Source organism: Sphingomonas elodea ATCC 31461 (assembly GCF_000226955.1).
GTDB lineage: Bacteria > Pseudomonadota > Alphaproteobacteria > Sphingomonadales > Sphingomonadaceae > Sphingomonas > Sphingomonas elodea.
In genome coordinates, this window is sequence record NZ_AGFU01000016.1 from 82,315 (window position 1) to 105,582 (window position 23,268).

A 23,268-nucleotide genomic window follows, 5' to 3' on the forward strand; every position below is an offset into this window, starting at 1 on the left:
CCCCACCTCGGTGTGTGTTACCGGAGTGTAACGGCCAGTTTCATGCGTCGCAATGGAATTTTGTTACAAGGGAAACTGCCCAAACGGGCACCCCTCCTCCCCCGTTCTGCGGGGAAGGAGGGTCACGATCAGCCTACCCGATTCGCCACCAGATCGTCGACGACCGACGGATCCGCCAGCGTCGAGGTGTCGCCCAGGCTGCTGACATCGCCCTCCGCGATCTTGCGCAGGATGCGGCGCATGATCTTGCCCGAGCGGGTCTTGGGCAGGCCAGGCGCGAACTGAATCGCGTCCGGCGTGGCGATCGGGCCGATCTCGGTGCGCACCCAGTCGCGCAACTCCTTGCGCAAGCCCTCGCTCGACTCCTCGCCCGCGTTGAGCGTCACATAGGCATAGATGCCCTGGCCCTTGATGTCGTGCGGCATGCCGACGACCGCGGCTTCCGCCACCTTGTCGTGCAGCACCAGCGCGCTCTCCACCTCGGCGGTGCCCATGCGGTGGCCCGAGACGTTGATCACGTCGTCCACCCGCCCGGTGATCCAGTAATAGCCGTCGGAATCGCGGCGGCAGCCGTCGCCGGTGAAATACTTGCCGCGATAGGTGGTGAAATAGGTCTGGAAGAAGCGCTCGTGGTCGCCCCAGACGGTGCGCATCTGCCCCGGCCAGCTCCGCGCGATGACGAGATTGCCCTCGGTCGCGCCCTCCAGCAGTGCGCCATCGCCGTCGACCAGCTGCGGCTCGATCCCGAAGAAGGGCATCGACGCCGAACCGGGTTTCAGCGCGGTCGCGCCCGGCAGCGGGGTGATCATGTGGCCGCCGGTCTCGGTCTGCCACCAGGTGTCGACGATCGGGCAGCGCCCCTCGCCCACCACGTCGTGATACCAGCGCCACGCCTCCGGGTTGATCGGCTCGCCCACCGAGCCGAGCAGCTTGAGCGACTTCCGGCTGGTCGACGTAACGTAGCTATCGCCCTCCTTCATCAGCGCGCGCAGCGCGGTCGGCGCGGTGTAGAGGATCTCGACCTGGTGCCGGTCGACCACCTGCCACATCCGGCCGGCATCGGGCCAGGTCGGCACGCCTTCGAACATCAGCGTGGTGCCGCCGTTCGCCAGCGGGCCGTAGACGATATAGCTGTGCCCGGTGACCCAGCCGATATCGGCCGCGCACCAATAGACCTGGCCCGGCCGGTAATCGAACACCACCTCATGGCTGTACGCCGCCCAGAGCAGATAGCCGCCGCTCGAATGCAGCACGCCCTTGGGCTTGCCGGTCGATCCCGAGGTGTAGAGGATGAACAGCGGATCCTCGGCGTCCATCGGCTCGGCCGGACAGTCGGCGGAAACCCTGGCGGCGGCCTCGTGATACCAGAGGTCGCGGCCGGGCTGCATGGGCACGTCCCCGCCCGTCGCCTTCACGACGATGACCTTCTCGAGCACCGGGGCATGCTTCTGGGCTGCGTCGACATTGGCCTTCAAGGGCACGCGCTTGCCGCCGCGCCGGCCCTCGTCGGCGGTGATGACGATGCGGCTGTCGCAATCGACGATGCGGCCGGCCAGGGCCTCGGGCGAGAACCCGCCGAACACCACCGAATGGATCGCGCCGATCCGCGCGCAGGCAAGCAGCGCCACCGCCGCCTCGGGAATCATCGGCATGTAGACGGTGACGCGGTCGCCCTTCTGCACGCCTTCCGCCTTCAGCACATTGGCGAAGCGGCAGACCTCTTCATAGAGCTCAAGATAGGTGATCCGGCGCGCCTCTTCGCTGGGGTCGTCCGGCTCCCACAGGATCGCGGTCTCGCCCCCGCGGCTCGCCAGATGCCGGTCGAGGCAGTTGGCCGCGACGTTGAGCTTGCCGTCGGCGAACCAGCGGATGCGGAAATCGGCCTCGTTGAACGACCAGTCCCCGGCCGTCTGCGGCGGCACGATCCAGTCGAGCCGCCTGGCCTGTTCGAGCCAGAAGCCGTCCGGATCGGACAGCGACTGGGCGTGGAGACGTTCATACGCTGCGGCATCGACGCGGGCATGGCGCGCCCAGGCTTCCGGCACCGGATACAGATTCTCGCTCATCAAGACCCCTCCTGGTCGGCGGGCATCTAGGGGCGCAAGGGGTGGCTAGGCAAGGCACCTGCCTGCGCAAGATCGTTACGGTACCCCATGTTTTTTTGGTGGATCGGCGAAACCGTATCAGCCATATAAAACGCTATGGCACGACCTGCGATTGCTCTGTTGCTCGGTGCGGCGCTGCCGCTGGCAGCCTGCTCCACCGGTTCCGCCCGACCGCAGCAGAGCGCCGCGACGATCGAACTGCCCGATCGATTCTCGGTCGACCCGCAGGTAAAAGCGCGCGAGGACCTGTCCCGCTGGTGGGACAGATTCGACGATCCGATGCTGGGCCAGCTGATCGGCCAGGCGCAGTCCGCCAATCTGGACATCGCCCAGGCGGTGATCCGCCTGCGCCAGGCACGCGAATCGCTGATCCAGTCGCGGTCCGCGCTGCTGCCGACGGTGAGCGGCTCGGGCGGCTATTCGCGCAACGAACCGCTGCGCGGCGGCAGCACCACCACGCGCCTGCCCGACGGCACCATCGCCTCCTTCTCGCAGGGCGGCAGCAGCAACTTCTCGCTGGGCCTGGATGCGAGCTATCAGGTGGACCTGTTCGGCGGCGTCCGCGCCGGGGTGCGCAACGCGCGGGCCAGCTATGAATCCACGGTGTTCAACCGTGCGGCGGTGCTGCTCTCGGTCGAATCCGAAACCGCGCGCAACTATGTGCTCGCCCGCCTGGCGCAGGCCCAGCTCGCCAATGCGCGCGAGAGCCTGGCCATCCAGGACGAGACCCTCAGCATCGCCCGGTGGCGCGTGCAGGCCGGCCTCGTATCCTCGCTCGATGCCGAGACCGCACGGTCGCAGCGCGCGCAGACCGCCGCGACCATCCCGCAGCTGGAAAGCAGCTATGCCGGCTATGTCGCGCGGCTCGGCGTGCTGACCGGGCAGGCACCGGGCGCACTGCGGACCCTGCTGGAGACACCAAAGCCGATCCCGCGCGGCCCGGCGAACGTCGACACCGGCATCCCCGCCGACGCGCTGCGCCAGCGGCCGGACGTGCGTGCCGCCGAACGCAGCCTTGCCGCCGCCGCCGCGCAGATCGGCGTGGCCCGCGCGCAGCTCTATCCCAGCCTGGCGCTCGGCGGCAGCATCAACATGGGCAGCAGCCGGATCGGCTCGCTGTTCGACATCATCACCGGCCGCGCCTTCGCCAACGTGGCGCAGACGCTGTTCGATTCCGGCCGGCTGCGCAGCCAGCTCCGCTCGGCCCGGGAGGGGGCCGACGGTGCCTTCTATGCCTACAAGTCCAGCGTGCTGAAGGCGCTGGAAGAGATCGAAAACGCGATCGTCGCGCTGCAGGCCGCCCGCACCCGCGAGGCCGAGTTCCGCATCGCGCTGGAAGCCGCGACCAACCAGGCACTGCTCGCCCGATTCCAATATCGCTCGGGCCTGACCGACTTCACCACGCTCAACCAGTCCGAAAGCGCCCTGCTTTCGGCCAAGAACGGCCTTTCCCAGGCCGAATCCGAACAGGCGACCGCGCTGATCCAGCTCTATGTCGCGCTTGGTGGCGGCTGGGACGAAGCCGCGCCGATCCCGCCCCTTCCTCCAACGACAGGCAGCGCCACCGATGGCCAGTGAACCTCAGGACCTCAACGCCTTTCTGGGCACGAAGCGGCGCCCCTGGTGGCGGCGGAACCTGCGCTGGATCGTCATCGCGCTGGTCGTGGTGGTGCTGGGCCTGCTCGTCTCGCGCTGCTTCGCGCCCAAGCCGCCGCCCAGCTACATCACCGTGCCGGCGGAGCAGGGTTCGCTCGCCGTTACCGTCTCCGCCACGGGGCGCCTTGCGCCGATCCGCCAGGTGACGGTGGGCTCGGAAATCTCCGGCCTGGTGCTGAAGGTGCTGGTCGACGTCAACGATCGGGTGACCGAAGGCCAGACGATCGCGATCATCGACCCTGCCCGGCTGGAGGACGCGATCACCCAGAGCCGCGCGACGCTTTCCGCCAACCAGGCGGCGGTGGCGCAGACCCGTGCGACGCTCGACGAGGCGACCGCGCAGCTCCGCCGCATGGAGGAAGTCAGCCGACTGTCCGGCGGCAAGGTGCCCGCCCAGACCGAGCTGGATACCGCCCGCGCCGCCGTGGCCCGCGCCCGCGCCAATCTGCGTTCGGCCGAGGCGAACGTCGTCTCCGCCCAGGCCTCGCTCTCCTCGAACCAGACGCAGCGCACCCGATCGATCATCCGCTCGCCGGTGAACGGCGTGGTGCTCGCCCGCCAGGTCGATGCCGGCCAGACCGTCGCCGCGCAGTTCAGCACGCCGAACATGTTCGTGATCGCGCAGGACCTGACGCACATGAAGCTGGAAGTGGCGATCGACGAGGCCGATGTCGGCGCGGTCAAGGTGGGCCTGCCGGCGAGCTTCACGGTGGACGCCTTCCCCGGCCGCACCTTCCCGGCGCAGATCACCCGCGTCGACCTCGGCTCGAACCTGACGGCATCGACCGCCTCGACCAGCGCATCGACCAGCACCACCACCGCCAACCAGGTCGTCTCCTATGCCGCGATCCTGTCGGTCGCCAACCCGGACATGACGCTGCGCCCGGGCATGACCGCAACCGCGACGATCGGCGTCGAAAAGCTGGAGAATGCGCTGCTGATCCCCAACGGCGCGCTGCGCTTCACCCCGGACCAGGCCGGCGCCAAGTCGGGCGGCGGCATCCAGTTCGGGCCGCGCCGGCAGGACCAGCAAAAGGCGATCGGCCGCGGCAGCAAGCAGACGGTGTACATCGTCGGCAAGGACGGGAAGCCGCAGAAGGTGGAGGTCGTCACCGGCCCCAGCGACGGCAGCCGTACCGCCGTGACCAGCGCCCAGCTCAAGCCCGGCATGAAGGTGATCGTCGGCGTGCAGGCCGAAGGCGCGGCCACGCCCGCCAAGGCCGGCCAGAACTGACATGGCCGAGCCGCTGATCCAGCTGGAGGGCATCACCAAGACGTTCGGCGAGGGGCCGACCGCGTTCCAGGCGCTGAAGGGCGTGGATCTCACGATCGAGGCCGGTGCGTTCCTGGCGGTGATGGGGGCATCGGGCTCGGGCAAGTCGACGACGATGAACATCCTCGGCTGCCTCGATGTGCCAACGGGCGGCAGCTACCGGTTCCGCGGCGTGCATGTCGAGCAGCTGGACCGCGACCAGCGCGCCTATCTGCGCCGCCGCTATCTCGGCTTCGTGTTCCAGGGCTTCAACCTGCTGGCGCGCACGACGGCGCTGGAGAATGTGGAACTGCCGCTGCTCTACCGCGGCGAGCATCGCAAGGCGCGGCGGGAGGCGGCGATGGCCGCGCTGGAACAGGTGGGGCTCGATCGCTGGGCGGACCATACGCCCTCCGAACTCTCCGGCGGCCAGCAGCAGCGCGTTGCCATCGCCCGCGCGATCGTGACGCAGCCCGACGTGCTGCTGGCGGACGAACCGACCGGCAACCTCGACAGCGAACGCTCGGTGGAGATCATGAAGCTGCTCCAGCGCCTGAACGCGGAGCTGGGCATCACCGTGCTGATGGTGACCCACGAACCGGACATGGCCGCCTTCGCCAAGACGATCGTGCATTTCAAGGACGGGCTGGTGGAGCGCACCGAGATCGCCGCGGGCGCGGGAGCCTGAGCCGATGCTGTTCACCACCCTCCTCCTGTCGCTCCGCGAAATCCGCCGGCACCTGCTGCGCTCGTTCCTGACGACGCTGGGCATCATCATCGGCGTCGCCGCGGTCATCACCATGGTGACGCTGGGCAACGGCGTCTCCGCCTCGGTACAGGCGTCGATCAGCTCGCTCGGCAACAACACGCTCACCGTGTTTCCCAGCGGCGGGCGGCGCGGCGGCGGCAATGCGCCGCCCAGCTTCGACAATGCCGACGTGCTGGCGATCCGCCAGCAGGTGAGCGGCGTCAGCGCGGTGGCACCCCAGGCCTCGTCCTCGGCGCTGGCGGTGCGCAACGCGCAGAACTGGAACGCCTCGGTCACCGGAACCAGCAACGACTATTTCGACGCGCAGAACCTGGAACTTGCCGGCGGCCGCCGCTTCACCGATGCCGAGCTGAGCGCCGGCAAATCGGTCTGCGTGATCGGCGACACGATCCGCGCCAACCTGTTCGCCGACGAGGATCCGGTGGGCGAGCGCTTCCGCCTCGGCACGGTCAGCTGCGAAGTGATCGGCGTGCTGAAGAAGCGCGACAACGCCGGGTTCAGCGATCCCAATTCCACCGTCGTGCTGCCGCTCAAGACGGTGCAGCGCCGCTTCGTCGGCAACCAGAACGTGCTGGCGATCCAGGTGGCGGTGGCCCCCGGGTACGACACCTCGGTCGTCAAGCAGTCGCTGACCGGCCTGCTGCGCGAACGCCGCCACCTGAGCCCCGGCCAGCCCGACAATTTCGACATTTTCGACAGCGCCGAATTCGCCTCGACGGTTCAGAATCAGACGAAGCAGCTGACCCTGTTCGTCGCCGCCATCGCTGCCGTCAGCCTGCTGGTCGGGGGCATCGGCATCATGAATATCATGCTGGTCTCGGTAACCGAGCGCACCCGCGAAATCGGCATCCGCCTCGCCATCGGCGCGCTGGGCAAGGAAGTGCTGATGCAGTTCCTGGTCGAGGCGGTGGCGCTGTCGTGCCTGGGCGGCATGATCGGGATGGTGCTCGCCTTCTTCGCCTCCTGGGGCCTGGCGACGCTCGCCACCCTGCCGTTCCAGTTCGACCTGTCGATTAACCTGATCAGCTTCGGCATCTCGGCGCTGATCGGGATCGTGTTCGGCTTTTTCCCGGCCCGGCGCGCCGCCGCGCTCAATCCGATCGACGCCTTGCGGCACGAATAGCCGCGGCCGCCTCGCGCGCGCGCAGGGCCTCCAGGTCCTCGCGCGTGTCGATGTCGACCAATTCCTCGGGCCGGGTGATGATATGGTGGCCGCGCAGGATCAGCGTGCGCGCGCCGGCATCGCCGTCCAGCCCGCGCAGCGCCGCGAAATGGTCGCGGCCGATCAGCGCCGGCGGCATCGGCTGCACCCCGTCGCTGGAGGCGACCAGCGTCGCGCCGTTGTTCGAGGCATCGAACAGCCGGTAGCAATGCGCCACGGTCACGCGCGGCATGTCGGCCAGCGCGATCAGCACCGCCTCGGCGCCGGCCGCCTCCGCCGCCTCCACGCCGTGGCGGACCGACCGGGCCTGGCCGAGCGCCGGATCGGGGTTCTCCACCACCTGGAACCCGCGCGCGGCGAAATCCAGCGCGGTGTCCGACACCACGGCGACCCGCGCGAGGAACGGCATCTTCTCCAGCGCCGTCACCACATGGAAGGCGAGCGGCTGGCCGAGATAGTCCTCGGTCAGCTTGTCGCCATCGGCGAACCGCTCGGAGCGGCCCGCGGCGAGCAGGACGAGCGCGGTCTTTTCAGGCGTGAGCATGGAAGGTCTTCACCATGGCGGCGGCGATGGACAGGGCGATCTCCGACGGACCGATCGCACCGATCGAAAGCCCCGCCGGTCCTTCGATCCGCGCGAGATCCGAAGGCGAGACGCCCGCGGCGCTCAGTCGTTCCAGCCGCGCTGAATGGCTGCGCCGCGACCCGAGTGCGGCGACATAGCCCGACGGATGGGCAAGCGCGGCGATCAGCGCCGCATCGTCGATCTTGGGATCATGGCTGAGCGTCACCACCGCCGTTGCCTGGTCGGGCCGCAGGGCGGTAACCGCCTCGTCCGGCCAGCGGTCGTCGAGGGCGACACCGGGGAAGCGCTCCTCGGTGAGGAACCGGCCGCGGGGATCGATCACCGTCGTCGCGATGCCCAGCTCGCGGGCCAGCCCGGCGAGCGCCTGCGCGATCTGCACCGCGCCGACGATCAGCAGCCGTCGCGGCGGATCGTAGCGGTTGACGAAGCCACCGCCGCCGATCGTGCTCTGCCCGGTGGCGAGGTCGGTCCCCACCTCCAGCGGCCGCCCTTCGGCGCGCGCCGCACGGATCGCGTCGAACAGCACGGGCGGAAAGCCGTTCGCCGCCACCGGCTGCACCAGCACCGCGATCTGCCCGCCGCAGGGCAGCCCCACTTCCCAGGCGGCCGCATCGGCGACGCCATAGTCCTTCACCACCGCAGGCGCGCCGGCGATCACCTCGGCGGCGGTCTGCAGGATGTCGGTTTCGACGCAGCCGCCGGAGACCGAACCCTCGAACCGCCCGTCCTCATGCACCAGCAGATGGCTGCCGCGGGGGCGCGGGGCGGAACCCCAGGTCGTCACCACCGTCGCCAGCGCCATCCTCGCACCGCGCCAGGCCTCGGCCGCTGCCAGCACGCTGTCGTTGTCGGCCACTTGTCTCGCTCCCGTCACATCCGCTGCCTAACCGCCTAGACGAAGGAGAGTTTCGTGACGAGATGGATGCTTCTGGCGGCGGCCCTGCTGGCGCCCGCTTTCGCTTTCGGACAAGATCATCCCATGCAGAAGCCCATGCCCCGGATCGTCGTGATCGGCCATCGCGGCGCCAGCGGCGAGCGGCCCGAGCACACGCTGCTCTCCTACCAGCGCGCGATCGACCAGGGCGCCGATTTCATCGAGCCCGATCTGGTGCCCACCAAGGACGGCGAACTGGTCGCCCGCCACGAAAACAACATCACCGACACGACCGACGTGGCGGCGCATCCCGAATTCGCCACCCGCAAGACCACCAAGACGATCGACGGCCAGACGATCACCGGCTGGTTCACCGAGGATTTCACCCTCGCCGAGCTGAAGACGCTGCGCGCCAAGGAGCGGCTGCCCAAGCTGCGCCCCGGCAACACCGCCTTTGACGGCCAGGCCTCCATCCCGACGCTGGACGAGATCATCGCGCTGGCGAAGCGGGAATCGGCCCGTCTGCATCGCACGATCGGCATCTATCCCGAGACCAAGCACCCGAGCTATTTCGCCTCGATCGGCCTGCCGCTCGAGGCACGGCTGGTCGCCAGGCTCAAGGCCGCGGGCTGGGACCGCGCCGACGCGCCGGTGTTCATCCAGTCGTTCGAGGTCAATAACCTCAAGCAGCTTCACACCATGACCAAGGTGCCGCTGATCCAGCTGATGGCCGGCAGCGAGGGCCCGGCGGATCATGCGGTTGCCAGCTACAAGGCGATGGCGACGCCCGAGGGGCTGAAGACCGTGGCGACGTATGCCGCCGGCATCGGGCCAGAGCTTACCCAGATCCTTGCCGCCGACGGTACGCCCTCGACGCTGGTCGCCGATGCCCATGCGGCGGGGCTGAAGCTCCACCCCTGGACCTTCCGCGCGGAGAACTATTTCCTGATGCCGGCCTATCGCGACGGCACCGATCCGGCGACGCACGGGCGGCTGGCGGGAGAGATCACCGCGTTTCTCAAGGCAGGGATCGACGGCTTCTTTACCGATTTCCCTTCCATCGGCGTGCCGGCTCGGGATAGCTTCCTGCAGACCAACGGCAAGTAAGGACCTTCCATGCGCATCCTCCCCGCCCTACTGATGCTGCCGCTGCTGGCGGGTGGCTGCGTGGTGAAGACGGCCGCCAATATCGTGACGCTGCCGGTCAAGGCCGGCGCCCAGGCTGCCGATTGGGCCACCACCAGCCAGGACGAGTCCGACCGCAACTACGGCCGCAAGATGCGCGAGAAAGAAGAGCGCGAAGGCCGCGAGCGCCGCAAGCGCGACAAGGAATGCCGCGAGCATCCCGAGCGCTGCCAGTCTCAGCAGCCATAAGCAGAGGGTCAGCGCGCGCGTACCGGCGCTCAGCCGGCGAGTACGCCCAACGTCTTCAGCTCCGCGCGAAAGGCTTCGGCCCCTGTGAACACCACACCGTGGATGCCCTGCGCGCGCGCCGCTTCCACATTGGCGGGCAGATCGTCGACGAACACCGCCTCCGGCCCGTTGAGGCCGAATCGCTCCAGCGCAAGCGTGTAGATGGCGGGATCGGGTTTGGTCAGCTTCTCGTCACCCGAGACGACGATGTCCTGAAAGCGACCGAACAGCCACTCCACCTGCGGCATCCAGTCGCGCCAGAACTCGCCCGAAAAATTGGTGATCGCGTACAGCGGCACGCCCGCCGAATCGAGCTCGTCGATCAGCGCGATCATGTCCGGGAAGGCGGGCCCCAGCTGCTCGGCAAAGCGCGGCCCCCAGAGCGCGATCTTGTCCGCATGCTCGGGGTACAGGGCGCTCAGCTCCGCCGAGGTCTCGGCGAAGGGGCGGCCAGCGTCGTGCTGGAAATGCCATTCCTTGGTGGCGACCTTCGACAGAAACGCATCGAGCGCCTGCTCGTCATCGAACAGGCGCTCGTATACGAGTCGCGGTTCCCAAGGGAAAAGAACGTTGCCGACGTCGAAGATGACGGCGCGCGGCGCGGTTCCCACGTGGGCGATCAGCCCTGGCGTGCCTTGAAACGCTTCTGCGTCTTGTTGATCACGTAGATCCGGCCACGGCGGCGGATCACGCGGTTGTCGCGGTGCCGCCCCTTGAGCGACTTCAATGAATTCACGATCTTCATGACCGATTCGCTTCTCAAATTATCTGGAATGCCGGAAAGAGCGGCTCGCCTATAAGCGCGAGGGCAGGAAGTCAAGGCCGGTGCGCAGATGCGGCCGATCGTCGCGTTCGGGCGTTTCAGCGGCACGGGGCGCCGCCAAATCCGCTCGACCAGGTGCGGGTCCGCAGGATACAGCCATTGCGCCCACGAAACAGGAGTGCGTGTTCGTGAATCAGTATCTGCGTCTTGCCCTGCTTGCCACCCTGCCCGCGCTCGCCGCCGGCTGCACCACCACCGGCGCCCGCACGCCGGTAGACGTCACGCGCTACCATCTGGGTCAGCCGCTCGAGCGCACCACCGTCAGCGTCGTGCCGATGAGCGGGATGATCGACGCGACGCCGGAGTTTCGCGCCTATGCCGATGCGGTGCAGGCCGAACTGAACAAGCTCGGCTATGTCCCCGCCACCAGCGAGCGACCGGCCGGCTATATCGCCTCGGTCTCGTTCACCCGCGCGTCGCGCGGCACGGTGCAGGATCGGCCGCCCGTATCGGTGGGGCTGGGCGGCGGCAGCTTTGGCGGCGGCCGGGGCGGCGGATTCGGCCTGGGCGGGGGACTTTCGTTCGGCATCGGCAAGCGCAAGACCAACGAGATCCTCGTCTCGCAGCTCTGGGTGCAGCTGCGCCGCCGCGCCGGCGAGAGCGTGATCTGGGAAGGTCGCGCCGAGACGACGGGCGTGGGCATCAAGGACAACCAGCCCGCCGCCACCGCCCAGCGCCTGGCGGCTGCGCTGTTCAAGGACTTCCCCGGCGAGTCCGGCATCACTACGACGGTGAAATGAGCATTCAGATCAGCGCCGCGTTCGACAGCGGCAACATCCGCGTGGTCGCCATCGAAGGCGACCGGGTCGACTGCGAGATCGTCCTCGATCACGAGTCGGACTTCTTCCAGTGGTTCCACTTCCGCGTCGCCGGCGCGAAGGGGCGGACGCTGACCTTCCGCATCCTCAATGCGGCGAGCTCGGCCTATCCGTTCGGCTGGCCGGGCTACAAGGCGCGCTGGTCGGCCGACCGCGAATCGTGGCGGATGACCGATACCGACTATGCCGGCGGCATCCTCAGCTTCACCCACCATTTCCAGACCGACATCGCCTGGTTCGCCTATTTCGCGCCCTATTCGATGGAGCGGCACCATGATCTGGTCAGCCGCATCGCGCTGCAGGACGGCGTGACTCACCGCGAGCTGGGCACGACGCTCGACGGCCAGCCGATCGACTGCCTGACGATGGGCGAAGGCCCGAAGCAGGTCTGGCTCTATGCCCGCCAGCATCCGGGCGAGAGCATGGCCGAATGGTGGATGGAGGGCGCGCTGGAGTTCCTCACCGACGAGGACAATGCGGTGGCGCAGGCGCTCCGCAGCAAGGCGACCTTCCACTGCGTGCCGAACATGAACCCGGATGGTTCGCGGCGCGGCCATTTGCGCACCAATGCGGCAGGCGTGAATCTCAACCGCGAATGGCACACCCCCACGCCCGAGCGCAGCCCGGAAGTGCTGGCGGTGCGCAACCGGATGGACGAGACCGGCGTGCATTTCGCCATGGACGTGCACGGCGACGAGGCGATCCCGGCCAACTTCCTCGCCGGATTCGAAGGCATCCCGAGCTGGACCGACGAACTGGGCGAGAAATTCTACGAGTTCGGCCGTCGCCTTGCTGCGCACACGCCCGATTTCCAGACCGAGCTCGGCTATGACAAGGCGCCGCCGGGCCGGGCCAACCTGGCGATGTCGACCAACCAGCTCGCCGAGCGGTTCGGCGCGGTGTCGATGACGCTGGAAATGCCGTTCAAGGACCATGACGCCAATGCCGACCCCGAGTTCGGCTGGTCGCCGATCCGCAGCAAGCTGCTCGCCCATGCCTGCCTCGAAACGCTGGCGGGCATGATCGACACGCTGTGATCGCGATCCGGGAAGGCGGGCTGGACGACGTGCGGGTGCAGGATCTGCTGCGCCTGCACGCGACGGGCATGCTCGCCAACTCGCCGGCGGAAAGCTGCCATTTCCTCGACCTTTCGGGCCTCCAGGCGGCGGACGTGACCTTCTGGAGCGCCTGGGAGGGCGCGGATGCGATCGGCATGGGCGCGCTCAAGCAGCTCGACGCGACGCACGGCGAGGTGAAGTCGATGCGCACGGCCCCGGCGCACGTCGGCCGGGGCGTGGGCACGGCGATGCTGGAGCATATCCTCGCCGCCGCCCGCGGGCGGGGGATGACCCGTCTCAGTCTGGAGACGGGGACGGCCCCGGCCTTCGAACCGGCGATCCGGCTCTACACCCGCTACGGCTTCCTCCCCTGCCCGCCCTTCGGCGACTATCGCGAGGATCCCCACAGCCGCTTCCTGACGCTGGCACTGTAGGCGCGGCGCCGGAGACCGAAGTTTAGGACGTTTAGGCGTTCGCGCGTTTCAGCCGGTCGCGCGACGGGGCGTAGCGGGTAAGCGAAGTTTTTTAGTGGGCACCTCGACGGTGGGGGTGAACCGGCGGATGCGATAGCCGTCACCCTGCGGCACTAGGAGGGCAGTTTCGGCCAAATTGTTTTCCGCCGCCGGCGCCTCGCAGAGCCCGTCGCGAGATCGCTGTCGAACAGCGTCACCGCAGCCGGCTTGCCTGCGAAGCGCCTTGTGGTGAACGAGGCCCGCTGAAAAGCACGCGCTTCCACGCCGCGCAGGCCAACAGCCGAACAACGATGCGGACAGCCTCGGCGATACCTTCAAGCGAACAGAGACAGCGCCCCGCTCTCCAGCGCTTCCGGGATCGACAGCCGCTCGCCGGGCTCGCGCAGGTGGGCGGTAGGCTCCGGCACCAGGTTCCACGGCGTTACCACCGCGTCGCACCAGGCGGTGAACAGGCCCGAAGACCAGGCCCGGATGCTCTCTTCCGCTTCGGGCAGGGTGCCCGCGGCGAGGTTCGGTTCCAGCTGCATCGTCATCGTTCCCGCTCCCTGTCAGCGTGTTCGATCCCGCACTCCCCCGAGTCCCGCTCCTTATACCCCCAAACCTAGAGGAATGCACGGTAGTGCAATCGTTTAGCCTGCACCCATACCGGCTGCGAAGGCGATTCTGAGGGCCTCGGACAGGCTCTTGGCGCCCAGCTTGGCCATCACATTGGCGCGGTGGACTTCCACCGTGCGTGCCGAGATGCCGAGATCATAGGCGATGGTCTTGTTCGGATAGCCCTGCGCCAGCCCTTCGAGCACTTCGCGCTCGCGCACGGTGAGCGCGCCGAGCAGCGTTTCGGCGTCCGCCGCGCGGGTCTTCACGTCCTCGGCCGCTTCCAGCCGCTCGAAACCCCGGTTGATCGCGTCGATCAGCGCGCGGGCCTCCATCGGCTTTTCGAGGAAGTCGACCGCGCCGGCCTTCATCGCCTTCACTGCCAGCGAGACATCGCCGTGCCCGGTCAGCACGATCACGGGCAACGCAATGCCGCGCGCATGGAGTTCCTGCTGCACCTCCAGCCCGTCCATCTCCGGCATGCGCACGTCGAGCAGCACGCAGCCCGGCTCGACATGCCGCGCCTCCTTGAGAAAGGCGACGCCCGAGGGCCAGGTCTGCACCGCGAAGCCCGAGGTCTTGAGCATGAAGCTGGCGGAGCGGCGGACGCCGTCCTCGTCATCGACGATATGGACGAGGCGCTTGTCGGTCACGGACTATTCCCTTCTTCTACGTGGACGAGGGTGAAGTGGAAGCAGCTGCCGCCGCCCTCGCGCGGCTCCAGCCAGATGCGGCCGCCATTGGCCTCGACGATGGTGCGGCAGATCGAGAGGCCGAGGCCCATGCCGTCGGCCTTGGTGCTGTGAAAGGCGCGGAACAGATCCTCGGCCACCGCGGGGGCGACGCCGGGGCCGGTATCCGCCACCGTCACCCGCACGAAACCGGGCGATTCGACGCGGCTCGAGATGGCCAGCCGCCGCTCGGGCATTTCGGCCATCGCCTCGATCGCGTTGCGCATCAGGTTGATCAGCACCTGCTGGATCTGGATGCGATCGACCAGCACCGGCCCGGCATGGGGATCGAACCGGAATTCGGCGGCCACGCCCTTCTCGCGCGCGCCGATCAGCGCGAGCTTGCAGGCTTCGTCGACCAGATCGGGGATGTGCTCGACACTCTTCTCCACCTCCCCGCGCGCGACGAATTCGCGCAGGCGCCGCACGATGGTGCCCGCACGCAGCGCCTCCTGCGCGGTATCGTCCAGGGCCTCGCGGATCATCGGCAGGTCTTGCGCGTCGCTCGCCTCAACCAGGTTGGCGACGCCGCGCACATAGTTGACCACCGCGGTGATCGGCTGGTTGAGCTCGTGCGCCAGCGTCGACGCCATCGTCCCCATCGCGCTCACCCGCGCGGCGTGGATCAGGCCCGAACGCAGCTCCTCGATGCGCTGCTCGGCCCGCTGCTTGTCGCTCAGATCGCGGATGAAGCCGGTGAAGACGCGCTCGCCCTCGGTGATCGCCTCGCCGACCGACAGCTCGATCGGAAAGGTGGTGCCGTCGCGGCGCCGGGCGGTGACGGTGCGGCCGGTGCCGATGATCCGCCGTTCGCCGGTGTCCAGATAGTGGCGGATATAGCCGTCGTGCCGCGCCCCGTCCCCGGCGGGCATCAACAAGCTCACATTCGCGCCGACCACCTCGTCCTCGGCATAGCCGAACAGCCGCTCGGCGGCCGCGCTGAACGAGAGGATGTTGCCGCGTTCGTCGATGATCACCATCGCGTCGAGCACCGTCGCCAGGATCGAGCGGAGATGGTTGGCGGCGGCGGTCGCCTGGCGCTCGCTGGCGCGCTGCTCGGTGATGTCGCGGATCACCTTGCCGAAGCCGCGCAGCCGCCCGTCCGGCCCGAGCAGCGGCGTGATCAGCACCTGGGCCAGAAACTCGCTGCCATCCTTGCGGAGCCGCCAGTCCTCGTCCTCGAACTTGCCGTCGCGCAGCGCCGCGTCGAGATCGGCGCGCGGCTTGCCGGCGGCGACGGCGGAAGGCGGGTAGAACAGCGCCATGTCGCGCCCCAGCACCTCTTCCTCGCCCCAGCCCTTCAGCCGGCGGGCACCTTCGTTCCAGAAGGATACGCGGCCCAACGGATCCACGGTGTAGATCGCGTAGCCCACGGCGCCGTCGATCAGCAGATTGAGCTCGGCGGCGAGTTCGTCGGCGCGGTCGGCACGGCGGCGGGCATCGGCCTCCTCGGCGCGCAGGCGGCGACGCAACGCCCGGCTGTACGACGCCAGCAACAGGATCGCGGCGGCCCAGGCGAGCAGCACGCCGACCAGCACATAGCGCTCGCCGCGGGACACCAACGGCGCGAGCGCGAGGCCCGAGACCAGCAGCAGCAGCGTCGCCAGTGCCTCGGGCGCGCGCTGCCGCATCCGGTCGCGCAGCGCCACGGGTGCCGGCGTCTCGAACTGCGGCAGCGGAAAGTTCATCGCGCCAGCGCGCCGAGCAGTTCGATCCGGCCGACCGGCTTCTTCACCACATGCGCGAAACCGGCGGCGCGGGCGGCATCGTCCAGCTCGGCGTGGCTTTGCCCGATCAGGATCGCCCGCCCCTGCCAGCCGCGCTGCGCCAGCTGCCGCAGCAGGTGGATCGCATCGCCGTCGACCAGGTCACGCGCGATCAGCAGCGTGCGGATCTGGTCGAGCGTCGCCTCCGCCATCGCAGCGGCGGCCGAGGCGAAGGCGCGTACCTCCATGCCGCAACCCTGCAACAGCAATTGCACCGCGCGTCGCGATTCGTCCTGAGAATCGACCAGCAGCACGCGCTCGCGGGGCGCGCGGCTCGGCATGGGAGCGCCCTCCTTCATGCGCGAGACTCCGGGGACGCAAGGGTGGGGACAAGGCAGACGCTGAAACGCATGTCGCCAAAATACGGACTGCGAATCTGCAGCGGCATGCGGATTGGTACGTATTGCCGCGCGGTTCAGCGCGAATAGCGCTCCTCGGCCCAAGGATCGCCGCGCAGGTGATAGCCGTTCACTTCCCAGAAGCCAGGGCGGTCACGCCCGATCAGCTCGATGCGCGAAATCCATTTCGCACTCTTCCAGAAATAGAGATGCGGCACCACCAGCCGCGCCGGGCCGCCATGATCGCGGTGGAGCGGCCTGCCCTCCCAGCGATGCGCGATCAGCGCGTCGGGCGCGGCGAAATCGGCGAGCAGCAGGTTGGTGGTATAGCCGTCATAGCCGTGGAGCATCACCGCCGCAGCTTCCGCGCGCGGCTCGACCATCTCGAGCAGCCGCGCCGTCGCCACGCCCGCCCAGCGATTGTCGTAGCGCGACCAGCTGGTGACGCAGTGGATGTCGCTCACCCGCTCGTCGGTGGCCAGCGCCTCGAAGGCGGGCCAGTCGAGCGTCAGCGGCCGGGCGACCATGCCGTCGATGGTGAGGCGCCAGCGCTCCGGCCGCACCTCGGGCTGGCGGCCGAGATCGAGCACCGGCCAGTTGGTCACCAGATGCTGCCCTGGCGGCAGCCGATCGGCCTCGGGGCGCGACGTACGCCCGGTGAGGAACTTGCCCGCCTCGGCCCAGGCGCGCTTGGAGCGGGTAAGCTTGCTGTCCTCGTCCATCGTACGCCTCACTGTCAGGCCGGCTTCCGCTCGCCGGCGATGGTCGGCAATAGCTCGGAGACGGTCGGGTGGATGGGCACGGCGTGGGACAGGTCCGTGGCCGTCCCCTGCTTCACCATCAGGTCGAGCACGCCGTGGATCGCCTCGTCGCCGCTGGTACCGAGGATCGCGCCGCCGAGGATGCGGCCGCTATCGGCATCGCTCACCAGCTTCATGAAGCCGAGCGTCTCGTCCTTCTCGACCGCGCGGCCCACCCGCGTCATCGGCCGCCGGCCGACCTCGATGCGGTGACCGGCCTTCTTCGCCTGCGCCTCGCCCATGCCGACGCGGCCGAGGGGTGGATCGATATACAGCGCATAGGCGGGGATACGGTCGGTCACCTTGCGGTCGGCGCCGGCCAGCAGATTGTCGGCGACGATCTCGAAGTCGTTATACGCGGTGTGGGTGAAGGCGCCGCGGCCGTTGCAGTCGCCCAGCGCCCAGATGTGCTCGACATTGGTGCGGAGATAGTCGTCCACCTGCACATAGCCGCGCGCATCAGTCGCCACTCCTGCCGCGTCGAGCCCGAGATCGTCGGTATTGGGCGTGCGGCCGACCGCCAGCAGCACATGGCTGCCGAGCACCTCGGGACTGCCCTCGTGGCAGTCGACGCCGACGAGCACGTCCTCGCCTTGGCGTGCGAAGCGGATGCACTCGGCGCCGGTGCGGATCGCGATGCCTTCCGCTTCGAGGATGTCGTGCACCGCGTCCGAAATCTCGGGATCCTCGCGGCCGATCAGCGTGGGGCCTTTCTCGACGATCGTCACCTCGGCGCCGAAGCGGCGGAACATCTGGCCGAACTCGAGGCCAATATAGCTGCCGCCGACAACCACCAGGTGGCGCGGCACCGCATCCAGCTTCAGGATCGTGCTGTTGGTGAGGAAGGGTACGTCGTTCACGCCGGGCATGTCCGGCACCAGCGCGCGGCCGCCGACGTTGAGGAAGATGCGGTCCGCCTCCAGCACCGCGTCGCCGACGCGCACACGGTGCGGCGATTCGAAGCGCGCATGGCCGAAGAACAGCGTGCAGTGCGCCATGCCGTCGATCCATTGGCGCAGCGACGCGCGCGAGTCGGCGGAGATCTTGTCCGCCCGCGCGCGCACCTTCGCGAAGTCGATGCCCACCGCACCGCCGATTATCACGCCGAAATCGGCGGCCCGCCTGGCCATGTGCGCGGCATAGGCGCTGGCGACCCAGGTCTTGGTCGGCTTGCAGCCGGTGTTGACGCAGGTGCCGCCGAGTAGGTGCCGCTCGACCAGCGCCACCGACATGCCGGCATCGCTCAGCCGCCCGGCAAGCGGGGTGCCTGCCTGGCCGGCGCCGAGGATGATCGCGTCGAACCTGCGGGTCATAGCGAGGCGACCGCGAAGGCGCCGAGGGCGATGGCGGCGAGATCCTCGATCAGCGCCGCGGGCAGATCGGCGCCGAACGCCCGGCTCAGCCGCATCCGCGCCGCATGGCCCCCGAGGGTTCCGATCACCGCGCCCAGCACCCCGGCGGCGATGCACAGCGGCAGCGCACTCGCCACCAGCCCGATCGCCGCACCGCACAGCGCGCCCGAGAGCAGTCGTCCGATGAACCCCGGCGGCGCCTTGCGGCTGGGCGTGGTCGGCAGCTTGTCCGCGACAACTTCGCCGATCGCGAGCAGCGTGAAGATCCAGGGCGTGCCCCACCAGCCCATCCAGCCGAGCCACGTTCCCTCCAGCGGCAGCCAGCCGGCCGCCGCGGCCCAGGAGACCGCCATGGGCGCAGTCATGGTGCGCATGCCGGCGACGATGCCGATCAGCAAGGCGAGGACAAGGGGCGGCATCGGCAGGTCTCCCATGGTTGCGCGCATCCAGCGCTTTTCCGCGCGCCTGCGCAACTGGACTTGGGTATGGTCCTGCCGCCAACGAAACGACGCGACATGGGTTGCAACCCGCCACCGATTGAAGGATCAGGCAGGCCAACCAAGCCACAGGAGAACCGGCCATGAAGACCCGCGCCGCCGTCGCCTTCGAAGCGAAGAAGCCGCTGGAGATCGTCGAACTCGATCTGGAAGGCCCCAAGGCCGGCGAAGTGCTGGTCGAGATCATGGCCACCGGCCTCTGCCACACCGATGCCTACACGCTGGACGGCCTCGATTCGGAAGGGCTGTTCCCCTCGGTGCTCGGCCATGAAGGCGCCGGCATCGTCCGCGAGGTGGGCGCCGGCGTCACCAGCGTGAAGCCCGGCGACCATGTGATCCCGCTCTACACGCCCGAATGCCGCCAGTGTAAGTCGTGCCTCTCGGGCAAGACCAACCTGTGCACGGCGATCCGCGCCACCCAGGGCAAGGGGCTGATGCCCGACGGCACCACGCGGTTCAGCTACAAGGGCATGCCCGTCTTCCATTACATGGGCTGCTCGACCTTCTCGAACTTCACCGTGCTGCCCGAGATCGCGGTGGCGAAGATCCGCGAGGACGCGCCGTTCCAGACCAGCTGCTATATCGGCTGCGGCGTCACCACCGGCGTCGGCGCGGTGGTCAACACCGCCAAGGTCCAGGTGGGCGAGACGGTCGTCGTGTTCGGCCTGGGCGGCATCGGCCTCAACGTGATCCAGGGCGCACGGCTGGCCGGCGCAGGCCAGATCATCGGCATCGACGTCAATCCGGACCGCGAGGAATGGGGCCGCAAGTTCGGCATGACCCACTTCCTCAACACGCGTGGCATGTCGCGCGAACAGATCGTCGCCAAGGTGGTCGAGCTGACCGACGGCGGCGCCGACTACAGCTTCGATGCGACCGGCAACACCGAGGTGATGCGCACCGCGCTCGAATGCTGCCATCGCGGCTGGGGCGAATCGATCATCATCGGCGTGGCCGAGGCGGGCAAGGAAATCAGCACCCGCCCGTTCCAGCTGGTCACCGGCCGCGTCTGGAAGGGCACCGCGTTCGGCGGCGCCAAGGGCCGGACCGACGTGCCGAAGATCGTCGACTGGTACATGAACGGCAAGATCGCGATCGACCCGATGATCACCCACGTGCTGGCGCTGGAGGAGATCAACAAGGGCTTCGACCTGATGCATGCGGGCGAGAGCATCCGCAGCGTCGTCGTCTACTGAGAGGAGAGGAAACGATGTTCAGTCACGTGATGCTCGGCGCCAACGATATCGCGGCGTCCAAGGCCTTTTACGACGCGGCGCTGGATGCGCTCGGCATCCCGGCGGGTCGCATCGATCCCAAGGGCCGGGTGCTCTACATACACGAGGGCGGCCTGTTCCTGCTGACCAAGCCGATCGACGGCGAGCCGGCCTGCCACGCCAATGGCGGCACGCTCGGCTTCAGGGCTGCGACCACCGAGGCGGCCGATGCCTGGCACGCCGCCGGGCTCGCGCACGGCGGCACCGCCTGCGAAAGCCCGCCGGGCTGGCGCGAGTCGCCATTCGGCGCGTTGTACCTCGCCTATCTGCGCGACCCCGCCGGCAACAAGCTCTGCGCGATGCACCGCAAGCCCGCCTGATGGAAACGCTGTCGACCAACAAGGCGTTCGGCGGGGTGCAGGGCGTCTACCGCCACGCCTCCGCCGCGACGGGCACGCCGATGACCTTCTCGGTCTATGTCCCGCCGCATGCCGCGGGTGCGAGACTGCCGGTGCTATGGTATCTCTCCGGGCTAACCTGCACCCACGCCAACGTCACCGAGAAGGGCGAGTATCGCCGCGCCTGTGCCGAGGCGGGCGTAATCTTCGTGGCGCCGGACACCTCCCCGCGCGGCGAGGACGTGATCGACGTGCCGGAATATGACTTCGGCAAGGGCGCCGGCTTCTATGTCGATGCGACCCAGGCGCCCTGGGCCGAGCATTTCCACATGCGCAGCTATATCGAGGACGAGCTGCCGGCGTTCATCGCCGCGCAGTTCCCGATGGCCGACCTGACCCGCCAGGGCATCACCGGCCATTCGATGGGCGGGCACGGCGCCCTGACCATTGCCTTGCGCAATCCCGAACGCTTCCGCAGCGTCTCTGCCTTCGCGCCGATCGTCGCGCCTTCCCAGGTGGCCTGGGGCCAGAAGGCGCTGGGCGGCTATCTCGGCGACGATGCGCCCGCGTGGCGCGCGCACGACGCCGTCGCCCTGATCGAGGACGGCGCGCGGCTGCCCGCGCTGCTGGTCGACCAGGGCGAGGCCGATGCGTTCCTTGCCGAGCAGCTCCGCCCGCAGTTGCTGGCCGATGCCTGCGCCGCCGCCGGCATCCCGCTCACGCTGCGGCTCCAGCCGGGCTATGACCACAGCTATTATTTCGTCTCGACCTTCCTCGCCGACCATGTCGCCTGGCATGCCGCGCGACTGAAAGCGTGATATAGGACTAGTACACGGGCGGGGCGCGGGGCCTCGCCCGATCCAGTTCGGGGGACCTTCCGCCGTGAAGATCAAGTCGCTGCTCGCCCTTGCCGCCGCGCCGCTGGCGCTGCTGTTCAGTCCGTTCGCCTTCGGACAGGCAGCCCCTGCCGCGAAGCCCGCCGTGCAGAGCCGCCCCGCCGATCCGGCGCTGTGGGTGGTCAAGGATGCCGATACCACCATCTATCTGTTCGGCACGGTCCATGTGCTGAAGCCCGGCCTTAGCTGGTTCGATTCGGCGGTGAAGACCGCGTTCGACAAGAGCGACACGCTGGTGCTCGAACTGGTCGAGCCCGATCCGGCGACGATGCAGGGCCTTCTGATGAAGATGGCGCTGGCCCCCGCCGGCGCCAAGCCGATCGCCGAGCAGCTGCCCGCCGACAAGCGCGACGCCTATCTGAAGGCGATGGCCGATATCGGTGTGCCGCCGGCCGCGTTCGATGCACTGCAGCCCTGGGTGGCCGGCATCACGCTCAGCGTCGCGGGACTGCCCAAGCTGGGCTATGATCCGGCGAGCGGCGCCGAAAAGGTGCTGACCACCGCCGCCAGGGATGCCGGCAAGCCGGTGATCGGGCTGGAGACGGCAGAGCAGCAGCTCGGCTATTTCTCCAGCATGTCGGGCACGCTGCAGATCGCCTTCCTCGCCTCCGCGGTGGACGATTATCCCAAGCTGGGCACCGAACTGGGCAAGATGATCGACCAATGGGCCGCCGGCGACCCCGAGGCGCTGGGCGCGACGATGAACGAGGGCATGCGCGATACGCCCGATCTCGCCAAGATCCTGCTGACCGATCGCAATGCGCGCTGGGCAAAATGGATCGAGGAGCGGCTCCAAAAGCCGGGAACGGTGTTCTTGGCGGTGGGCGCCGGCCATCTGGCGGGTGCCGACAGTGTCCAGGCGTTCCTCGCCAAGGATCGGGTGAAGGCGGAACGTATCCGCTATTGATCCCTTTCGGCGGGGCGCGTCATCCCTGATGCGGCGCCCCGCCGCATCCCGTTTGGAGCAGCGTTGCATGGCATCGAGTCCCCGTCCCCTGATCGGCCTTCTCGCGGGCGTCGCCGCCGGCCTGGTCGCCTCGGCCGCGATGGCCGTCTTCCAGAACCAGGCGAGCAAGCTGATCCCCAAGGAAGACCAGAGCGACGGCGATCCCGCGACGGTGAAGGCCGCCGACGTGGTGGTCGAGGCGACGACGGGCGAGAAGGTGCCAGAGCCCTATCGCGAGGCGTCGGGCCAGGCGGTGCATTACATCGTCGGCGGCGTGTTGGGCGGCATCTACGGCGTCATCACCGAGTACCGGCCGGAGGCTGCTTCGGGCTTCGGCGGCGCCTATGGCGTGGTGACCTCGGCCCTGCTCGACGAAGGCGCGGTACCGGCGCTGGGCCTGGGCAGCGGACCAACCGAGACGCCGGCGTCGGTCCATGCGTACGGCGCGGCCTCTCACCTCGTCTACGGCATGGTGCTGGAAGGCGTGCGGCGGATCATTGCCGGCGCGCGGTAAGCGCCCAGGCTCACCTCGCGAGGTAGGGCTTCATTATATTTTCAAAGTGGCCCGTCATCCCGGCGAAAGCCGGGATGACGATGGAAGCGGGGTGACGATGGAGGTGTGGCCGTTCTCCTTCCGCCTCCCCACCCCTATCGCCTTGCGCTAACCCCTTATTCCTATACCCTCTCGCCTTGCGGACGAGACTGGACCGATCCGGCGCGCGCCGCGACCCGCAATTGCAGGGGAGG

At 68.5% G+C, this 23,268-nt stretch carries 26 protein-coding genes; 14 read left to right on the plus strand and 12 right to left on the minus strand.

Features of this window, described 5'->3' with window-relative positions:
- Window positions 1-128: 128 nt before the first annotated feature.
- Window positions 129-2,066 carry an acetate--CoA ligase gene (gene acs, locus KK7_RS0106030; RefSeq protein WP_010543740.1) on the minus strand — a complete coding sequence of 646 codons (1,938 nt, stop codon included), beginning with the start codon at window positions 2,064-2,066 and terminating at the stop codon, window positions 129-131.
- Between the two features lie 135 nt (window positions 2,067-2,201).
- Here acs and KK7_RS20200 point away from each other — a divergent pair, with 135 nt between their 5' ends.
- The 4 genes from KK7_RS20200 to KK7_RS0106050 are packed head-to-tail and all read left to right on the plus strand — an operon-like array spanning window position 2,202 to window position 6,905.
- Complete coding sequence (locus tag KK7_RS20200) at window positions 2,202-3,683, plus strand: efflux transporter outer membrane subunit (RefSeq protein WP_040597816.1); 1,482 nt, start codon at window positions 2,202-2,204, stop codon at window positions 3,681-3,683.
- On the plus strand, window positions 3,673-4,995 hold the full coding sequence (locus tag KK7_RS0106040) for an efflux RND transporter periplasmic adaptor subunit (protein ID WP_010543742.1): 1,323 nt from the start codon (window positions 3,673-3,675) through the stop codon (window positions 4,993-4,995). Before KK7_RS20200 ends, KK7_RS0106040 begins: the two co-directional genes overlap by 11 nt.
- 1 nt (window position 4,996) lies before the next feature.
- Window positions 4,997-5,701, plus strand: a complete 705-nt coding sequence (locus KK7_RS0106045) for an ABC transporter ATP-binding protein (RefSeq protein ID WP_010543743.1) — start codon at window positions 4,997-4,999, stop codon at window positions 5,699-5,701.
- 4 nt (window positions 5,702-5,705) lie between these two features.
- The gene (locus KK7_RS0106050) at window positions 5,706-6,905 is read left to right on the plus strand and encodes an ABC transporter permease (RefSeq protein WP_010543744.1); all 1,200 of its coding nucleotides are present in this window, start codon (window positions 5,706-5,708) and stop codon (window positions 6,903-6,905) included.
- On the opposite strand, the gene KK7_RS0106055 is transcribed toward KK7_RS0106050, so the two are convergent.
- Both KK7_RS0106055 and KK7_RS0106060 read right to left on the minus strand, forming a co-directional pair.
- Complete coding sequence (locus KK7_RS0106055) at window positions 6,874-7,488, minus strand: nucleotidyltransferase family protein (protein WP_010543745.1); 615 nt, start codon at window positions 7,486-7,488, stop codon at window positions 6,874-6,876. The two genes, KK7_RS0106050 and KK7_RS0106055, sit on opposite strands and share 32 nt — an antisense overlap.
- Window positions 7,475-8,386: an XdhC family protein gene (locus KK7_RS0106060; protein WP_010543746.1), complete on the minus strand. Its 912-nt coding sequence runs from the start codon at window positions 8,384-8,386 to the stop codon at window positions 7,475-7,477. Before KK7_RS0106060 ends, KK7_RS0106055 begins: the two co-directional genes overlap by 14 nt.
- A gap of 123 nt (window positions 8,387-8,509) precedes the next feature.
- Between KK7_RS0106060 and KK7_RS0106065 the strand changes: the two genes are divergently transcribed.
- Window positions 8,510-9,511, plus strand: a complete 1,002-nt coding sequence (locus tag KK7_RS0106065) for a glycerophosphodiester phosphodiesterase (RefSeq protein WP_237709145.1) — start codon at window positions 8,510-8,512, stop codon at window positions 9,509-9,511.
- Between the two features lie 9 nt (window positions 9,512-9,520).
- Window positions 9,521-9,778, plus strand: a complete 258-nt coding sequence (locus tag KK7_RS0106070) for a hypothetical protein (protein ID WP_010543748.1) — start codon at window positions 9,521-9,523, stop codon at window positions 9,776-9,778.
- A 29-nt stretch (window positions 9,779-9,807) separates the two neighbouring features.
- Here KK7_RS0106070 and KK7_RS0106075 read toward each other — a convergent pair whose 3' ends face one another.
- Together KK7_RS0106075 and ykgO are read right to left on the minus strand one after the other, a co-directional pair.
- Window positions 9,808-10,428, minus strand: coding sequence for an HAD family hydrolase (locus tag KK7_RS0106075; protein WP_010543749.1), 621 nt, complete (start codon window positions 10,426-10,428; stop codon window positions 9,808-9,810).
- A gap of 8 nt (window positions 10,429-10,436) precedes the next feature.
- A complete protein-coding gene (gene ykgO, locus KK7_RS0106080; protein ID WP_010543750.1) occupies window positions 10,437-10,562 on the minus strand; it encodes a type B 50S ribosomal protein L36 in 126 nt (41 codons plus the stop codon).
- 206 nt (window positions 10,563-10,768) lie between these two features.
- On the opposite strand from ykgO, the gene KK7_RS0106085 reads away from it, so the two are divergent.
- The 3 genes from KK7_RS0106085 to KK7_RS0106095 are packed head-to-tail and all read left to right on the plus strand — an operon-like array spanning window position 10,769 to window position 12,950.
- Window positions 10,769-11,380 (plus strand): DUF4136 domain-containing protein, encoded by a 612-nt coding sequence (locus KK7_RS0106085; RefSeq protein WP_237709146.1) that lies wholly within the window; start codon window positions 10,769-10,771, stop codon window positions 11,378-11,380.
- A complete protein-coding gene (locus tag KK7_RS0106090) occupies window positions 11,377-12,495 on the plus strand; it encodes a M14 family metallopeptidase (protein WP_010543752.1) in 1,119 nt (372 codons plus the stop codon). The genes KK7_RS0106085 and KK7_RS0106090 overlap by 4 nt, the downstream gene beginning before the upstream one ends.
- On the plus strand, window positions 12,492-12,950 hold the full coding sequence (locus tag KK7_RS0106095; protein WP_010543753.1) for a GNAT family N-acetyltransferase: 459 nt from the start codon (window positions 12,492-12,494) through the stop codon (window positions 12,948-12,950). Before KK7_RS0106090 ends, KK7_RS0106095 begins: the two co-directional genes overlap by 4 nt.
- A 353-nt stretch (window positions 12,951-13,303) precedes the next feature.
- Here the strand turns inward: KK7_RS0106095 and KK7_RS0106100 are convergent, their stop codons facing one another.
- From KK7_RS0106100 to KK7_RS0106130, 7 genes are all read right to left on the minus strand, one after another.
- The gene (locus KK7_RS0106100; RefSeq protein WP_010543754.1) at window positions 13,304-13,522 is read right to left on the minus strand and encodes a hypothetical protein; all 219 of its coding nucleotides are present in this window, start codon (window positions 13,520-13,522) and stop codon (window positions 13,304-13,306) included.
- Between the two features lie 96 nt (window positions 13,523-13,618).
- Window positions 13,619-14,236, minus strand: a complete 618-nt coding sequence (locus KK7_RS0106105) for a response regulator transcription factor (protein ID WP_010543755.1) — start codon at window positions 14,234-14,236, stop codon at window positions 13,619-13,621.
- Window positions 14,233-16,002, minus strand: coding sequence for a PAS domain-containing sensor histidine kinase (locus KK7_RS0106110; RefSeq protein ID WP_010543756.1), 1,770 nt, complete (start codon window positions 16,000-16,002; stop codon window positions 14,233-14,235). Before KK7_RS0106110 ends, KK7_RS0106105 begins: the two co-directional genes overlap by 4 nt.
- Complete coding sequence (locus KK7_RS0106115) at window positions 15,999-16,361, minus strand: response regulator (RefSeq protein WP_010543757.1); 363 nt, start codon at window positions 16,359-16,361, stop codon at window positions 15,999-16,001. Before KK7_RS0106115 ends, KK7_RS0106110 begins: the two co-directional genes overlap by 4 nt.
- 134 nt (window positions 16,362-16,495) lie before the next feature.
- Window positions 16,496-17,140: a sulfite oxidase-like oxidoreductase gene (locus KK7_RS0106120; protein ID WP_010543758.1), complete on the minus strand. Its 645-nt coding sequence runs from the start codon at window positions 17,138-17,140 to the stop codon at window positions 16,496-16,498.
- 14 nt (window positions 17,141-17,154) lie between these two features.
- The gene (locus tag KK7_RS0106125; RefSeq protein ID WP_010543759.1) at window positions 17,155-18,531 is read right to left on the minus strand and encodes an FAD-containing oxidoreductase; all 1,377 of its coding nucleotides are present in this window, start codon (window positions 18,529-18,531) and stop codon (window positions 17,155-17,157) included.
- The gene (locus KK7_RS0106130; protein ID WP_029622909.1) at window positions 18,528-18,989 is read right to left on the minus strand and encodes a membrane protein; all 462 of its coding nucleotides are present in this window, start codon (window positions 18,987-18,989) and stop codon (window positions 18,528-18,530) included. Before KK7_RS0106130 ends, KK7_RS0106125 begins: the two co-directional genes overlap by 4 nt.
- Window positions 18,990-19,150: 161 nt before the next feature.
- On the opposite strand from KK7_RS0106130, the gene KK7_RS0106135 reads away from it, so the two are divergent.
- The 5 genes from KK7_RS0106135 (at window position 19,151) to KK7_RS0106155 (ending at window position 23,035) form a co-directional block, all read left to right on the plus strand.
- The gene (locus KK7_RS0106135; protein ID WP_010543761.1) at window positions 19,151-20,263 is read left to right on the plus strand and encodes an S-(hydroxymethyl)glutathione dehydrogenase/class III alcohol dehydrogenase; all 1,113 of its coding nucleotides are present in this window, start codon (window positions 19,151-19,153) and stop codon (window positions 20,261-20,263) included.
- A gap of 14 nt (window positions 20,264-20,277) precedes the next feature.
- On the plus strand, window positions 20,278-20,661 hold the full coding sequence (locus KK7_RS0106140) for a VOC family protein (RefSeq protein ID WP_010543762.1): 384 nt from the start codon (window positions 20,278-20,280) through the stop codon (window positions 20,659-20,661).
- Window positions 20,661-21,497 carry an S-formylglutathione hydrolase gene (gene fghA / locus KK7_RS0106145; protein ID WP_010543763.1) on the plus strand — a complete coding sequence of 279 codons (837 nt, stop codon included), beginning with the start codon at window positions 20,661-20,663 and terminating at the stop codon, window positions 21,495-21,497. Before KK7_RS0106140 ends, fghA begins: the two co-directional genes overlap by 1 nt.
- 64 nt (window positions 21,498-21,561) lie before the next feature.
- Window positions 21,562-22,482, plus strand: a complete 921-nt coding sequence (locus KK7_RS0106150; protein ID WP_010543764.1) for a TraB/GumN family protein — start codon at window positions 21,562-21,564, stop codon at window positions 22,480-22,482.
- Window positions 22,483-22,549: 67 nt separating this feature from the next.
- Window positions 22,550-23,035, plus strand: a complete 486-nt coding sequence (locus tag KK7_RS0106155) for a hypothetical protein (RefSeq protein ID WP_010543765.1) — start codon at window positions 22,550-22,552, stop codon at window positions 23,033-23,035.
- Window positions 23,036-23,268: the final 233 nt, after the last annotated feature.

What these genes read in the sequence shown, in the direction of transcription:
- acs (WP_010543740.1), bottom strand. Translation starts at nt 2,066, where the DNA reads ATGAGCGAGAATCTGTATCCGGTGCCGGAAGCCTGGGCGCGCCATGCC.
- KK7_RS20200 (WP_040597816.1), top strand. Translation starts at nt 2,202, where the DNA reads ATGGCACGACCTGCGATTGCTCTGTTGCTCGGTGCGGCGCTGCCGCTG.
- KK7_RS0106040 (WP_010543742.1), top strand. Translation starts at nt 3,673, where the DNA reads ATGGCCAGTGAACCTCAGGACCTCAACGCCTTTCTGGGCACGAAGCGG.
- KK7_RS0106045 (WP_010543743.1), top strand. Translation starts at nt 4,997, where the DNA reads ATGGCCGAGCCGCTGATCCAGCTGGAGGGCATCACCAAGACGTTCGGC.
- KK7_RS0106050 (WP_010543744.1), top strand. Translation starts at nt 5,706, where the DNA reads ATGCTGTTCACCACCCTCCTCCTGTCGCTCCGCGAAATCCGCCGGCAC.
- KK7_RS0106055 (WP_010543745.1), bottom strand. Translation starts at nt 7,488, where the DNA reads ATGCTCACGCCTGAAAAGACCGCGCTCGTCCTGCTCGCCGCGGGCCGC.
- KK7_RS0106065 (WP_237709145.1), top strand. Translation starts at nt 8,510, where the DNA reads ATGCAGAAGCCCATGCCCCGGATCGTCGTGATCGGCCATCGCGGCGCC.
- KK7_RS0106070 (WP_010543748.1), top strand. Translation starts at nt 9,521, where the DNA reads ATGCGCATCCTCCCCGCCCTACTGATGCTGCCGCTGCTGGCGGGTGGC.
- ykgO (WP_010543750.1), bottom strand. Translation starts at nt 10,562, where the DNA reads ATGAAGATCGTGAATTCATTGAAGTCGCTCAAGGGGCGGCACCGCGAC.
- KK7_RS0106090 (WP_010543752.1), top strand. Translation starts at nt 11,377, where the DNA reads ATGAGCATTCAGATCAGCGCCGCGTTCGACAGCGGCAACATCCGCGTG.
- KK7_RS0106100 (WP_010543754.1), bottom strand. Translation starts at nt 13,522, where the DNA reads ATGACGATGCAGCTGGAACCGAACCTCGCCGCGGGCACCCTGCCCGAA.
- KK7_RS0106110 (WP_010543756.1), bottom strand. Translation starts at nt 16,002, where the DNA reads ATGAACTTTCCGCTGCCGCAGTTCGAGACGCCGGCACCCGTGGCGCTG.
- KK7_RS0106115 (WP_010543757.1), bottom strand. Translation starts at nt 16,361, where the DNA reads ATGCCGAGCCGCGCGCCCCGCGAGCGCGTGCTGCTGGTCGATTCTCAG.
- KK7_RS0106120 (WP_010543758.1), bottom strand. Translation starts at nt 17,140, where the DNA reads ATGGACGAGGACAGCAAGCTTACCCGCTCCAAGCGCGCCTGGGCCGAG.
- KK7_RS0106125 (WP_010543759.1), bottom strand. Translation starts at nt 18,531, where the DNA reads ATGACCCGCAGGTTCGACGCGATCATCCTCGGCGCCGGCCAGGCAGGC.
- KK7_RS0106130 (WP_029622909.1), bottom strand. Translation starts at nt 18,989, where the DNA reads ATGCCGCCCCTTGTCCTCGCCTTGCTGATCGGCATCGTCGCCGGCATG.
- KK7_RS0106135 (WP_010543761.1), top strand. Translation starts at nt 19,151, where the DNA reads ATGAAGACCCGCGCCGCCGTCGCCTTCGAAGCGAAGAAGCCGCTGGAG.
- KK7_RS0106140 (WP_010543762.1), top strand. Translation starts at nt 20,278, where the DNA reads ATGTTCAGTCACGTGATGCTCGGCGCCAACGATATCGCGGCGTCCAAG.
- fghA (WP_010543763.1), top strand. Translation starts at nt 20,661, where the DNA reads ATGGAAACGCTGTCGACCAACAAGGCGTTCGGCGGGGTGCAGGGCGTC.
- KK7_RS0106155 (WP_010543765.1), top strand. Translation starts at nt 22,550, where the DNA reads ATGGCATCGAGTCCCCGTCCCCTGATCGGCCTTCTCGCGGGCGTCGCC.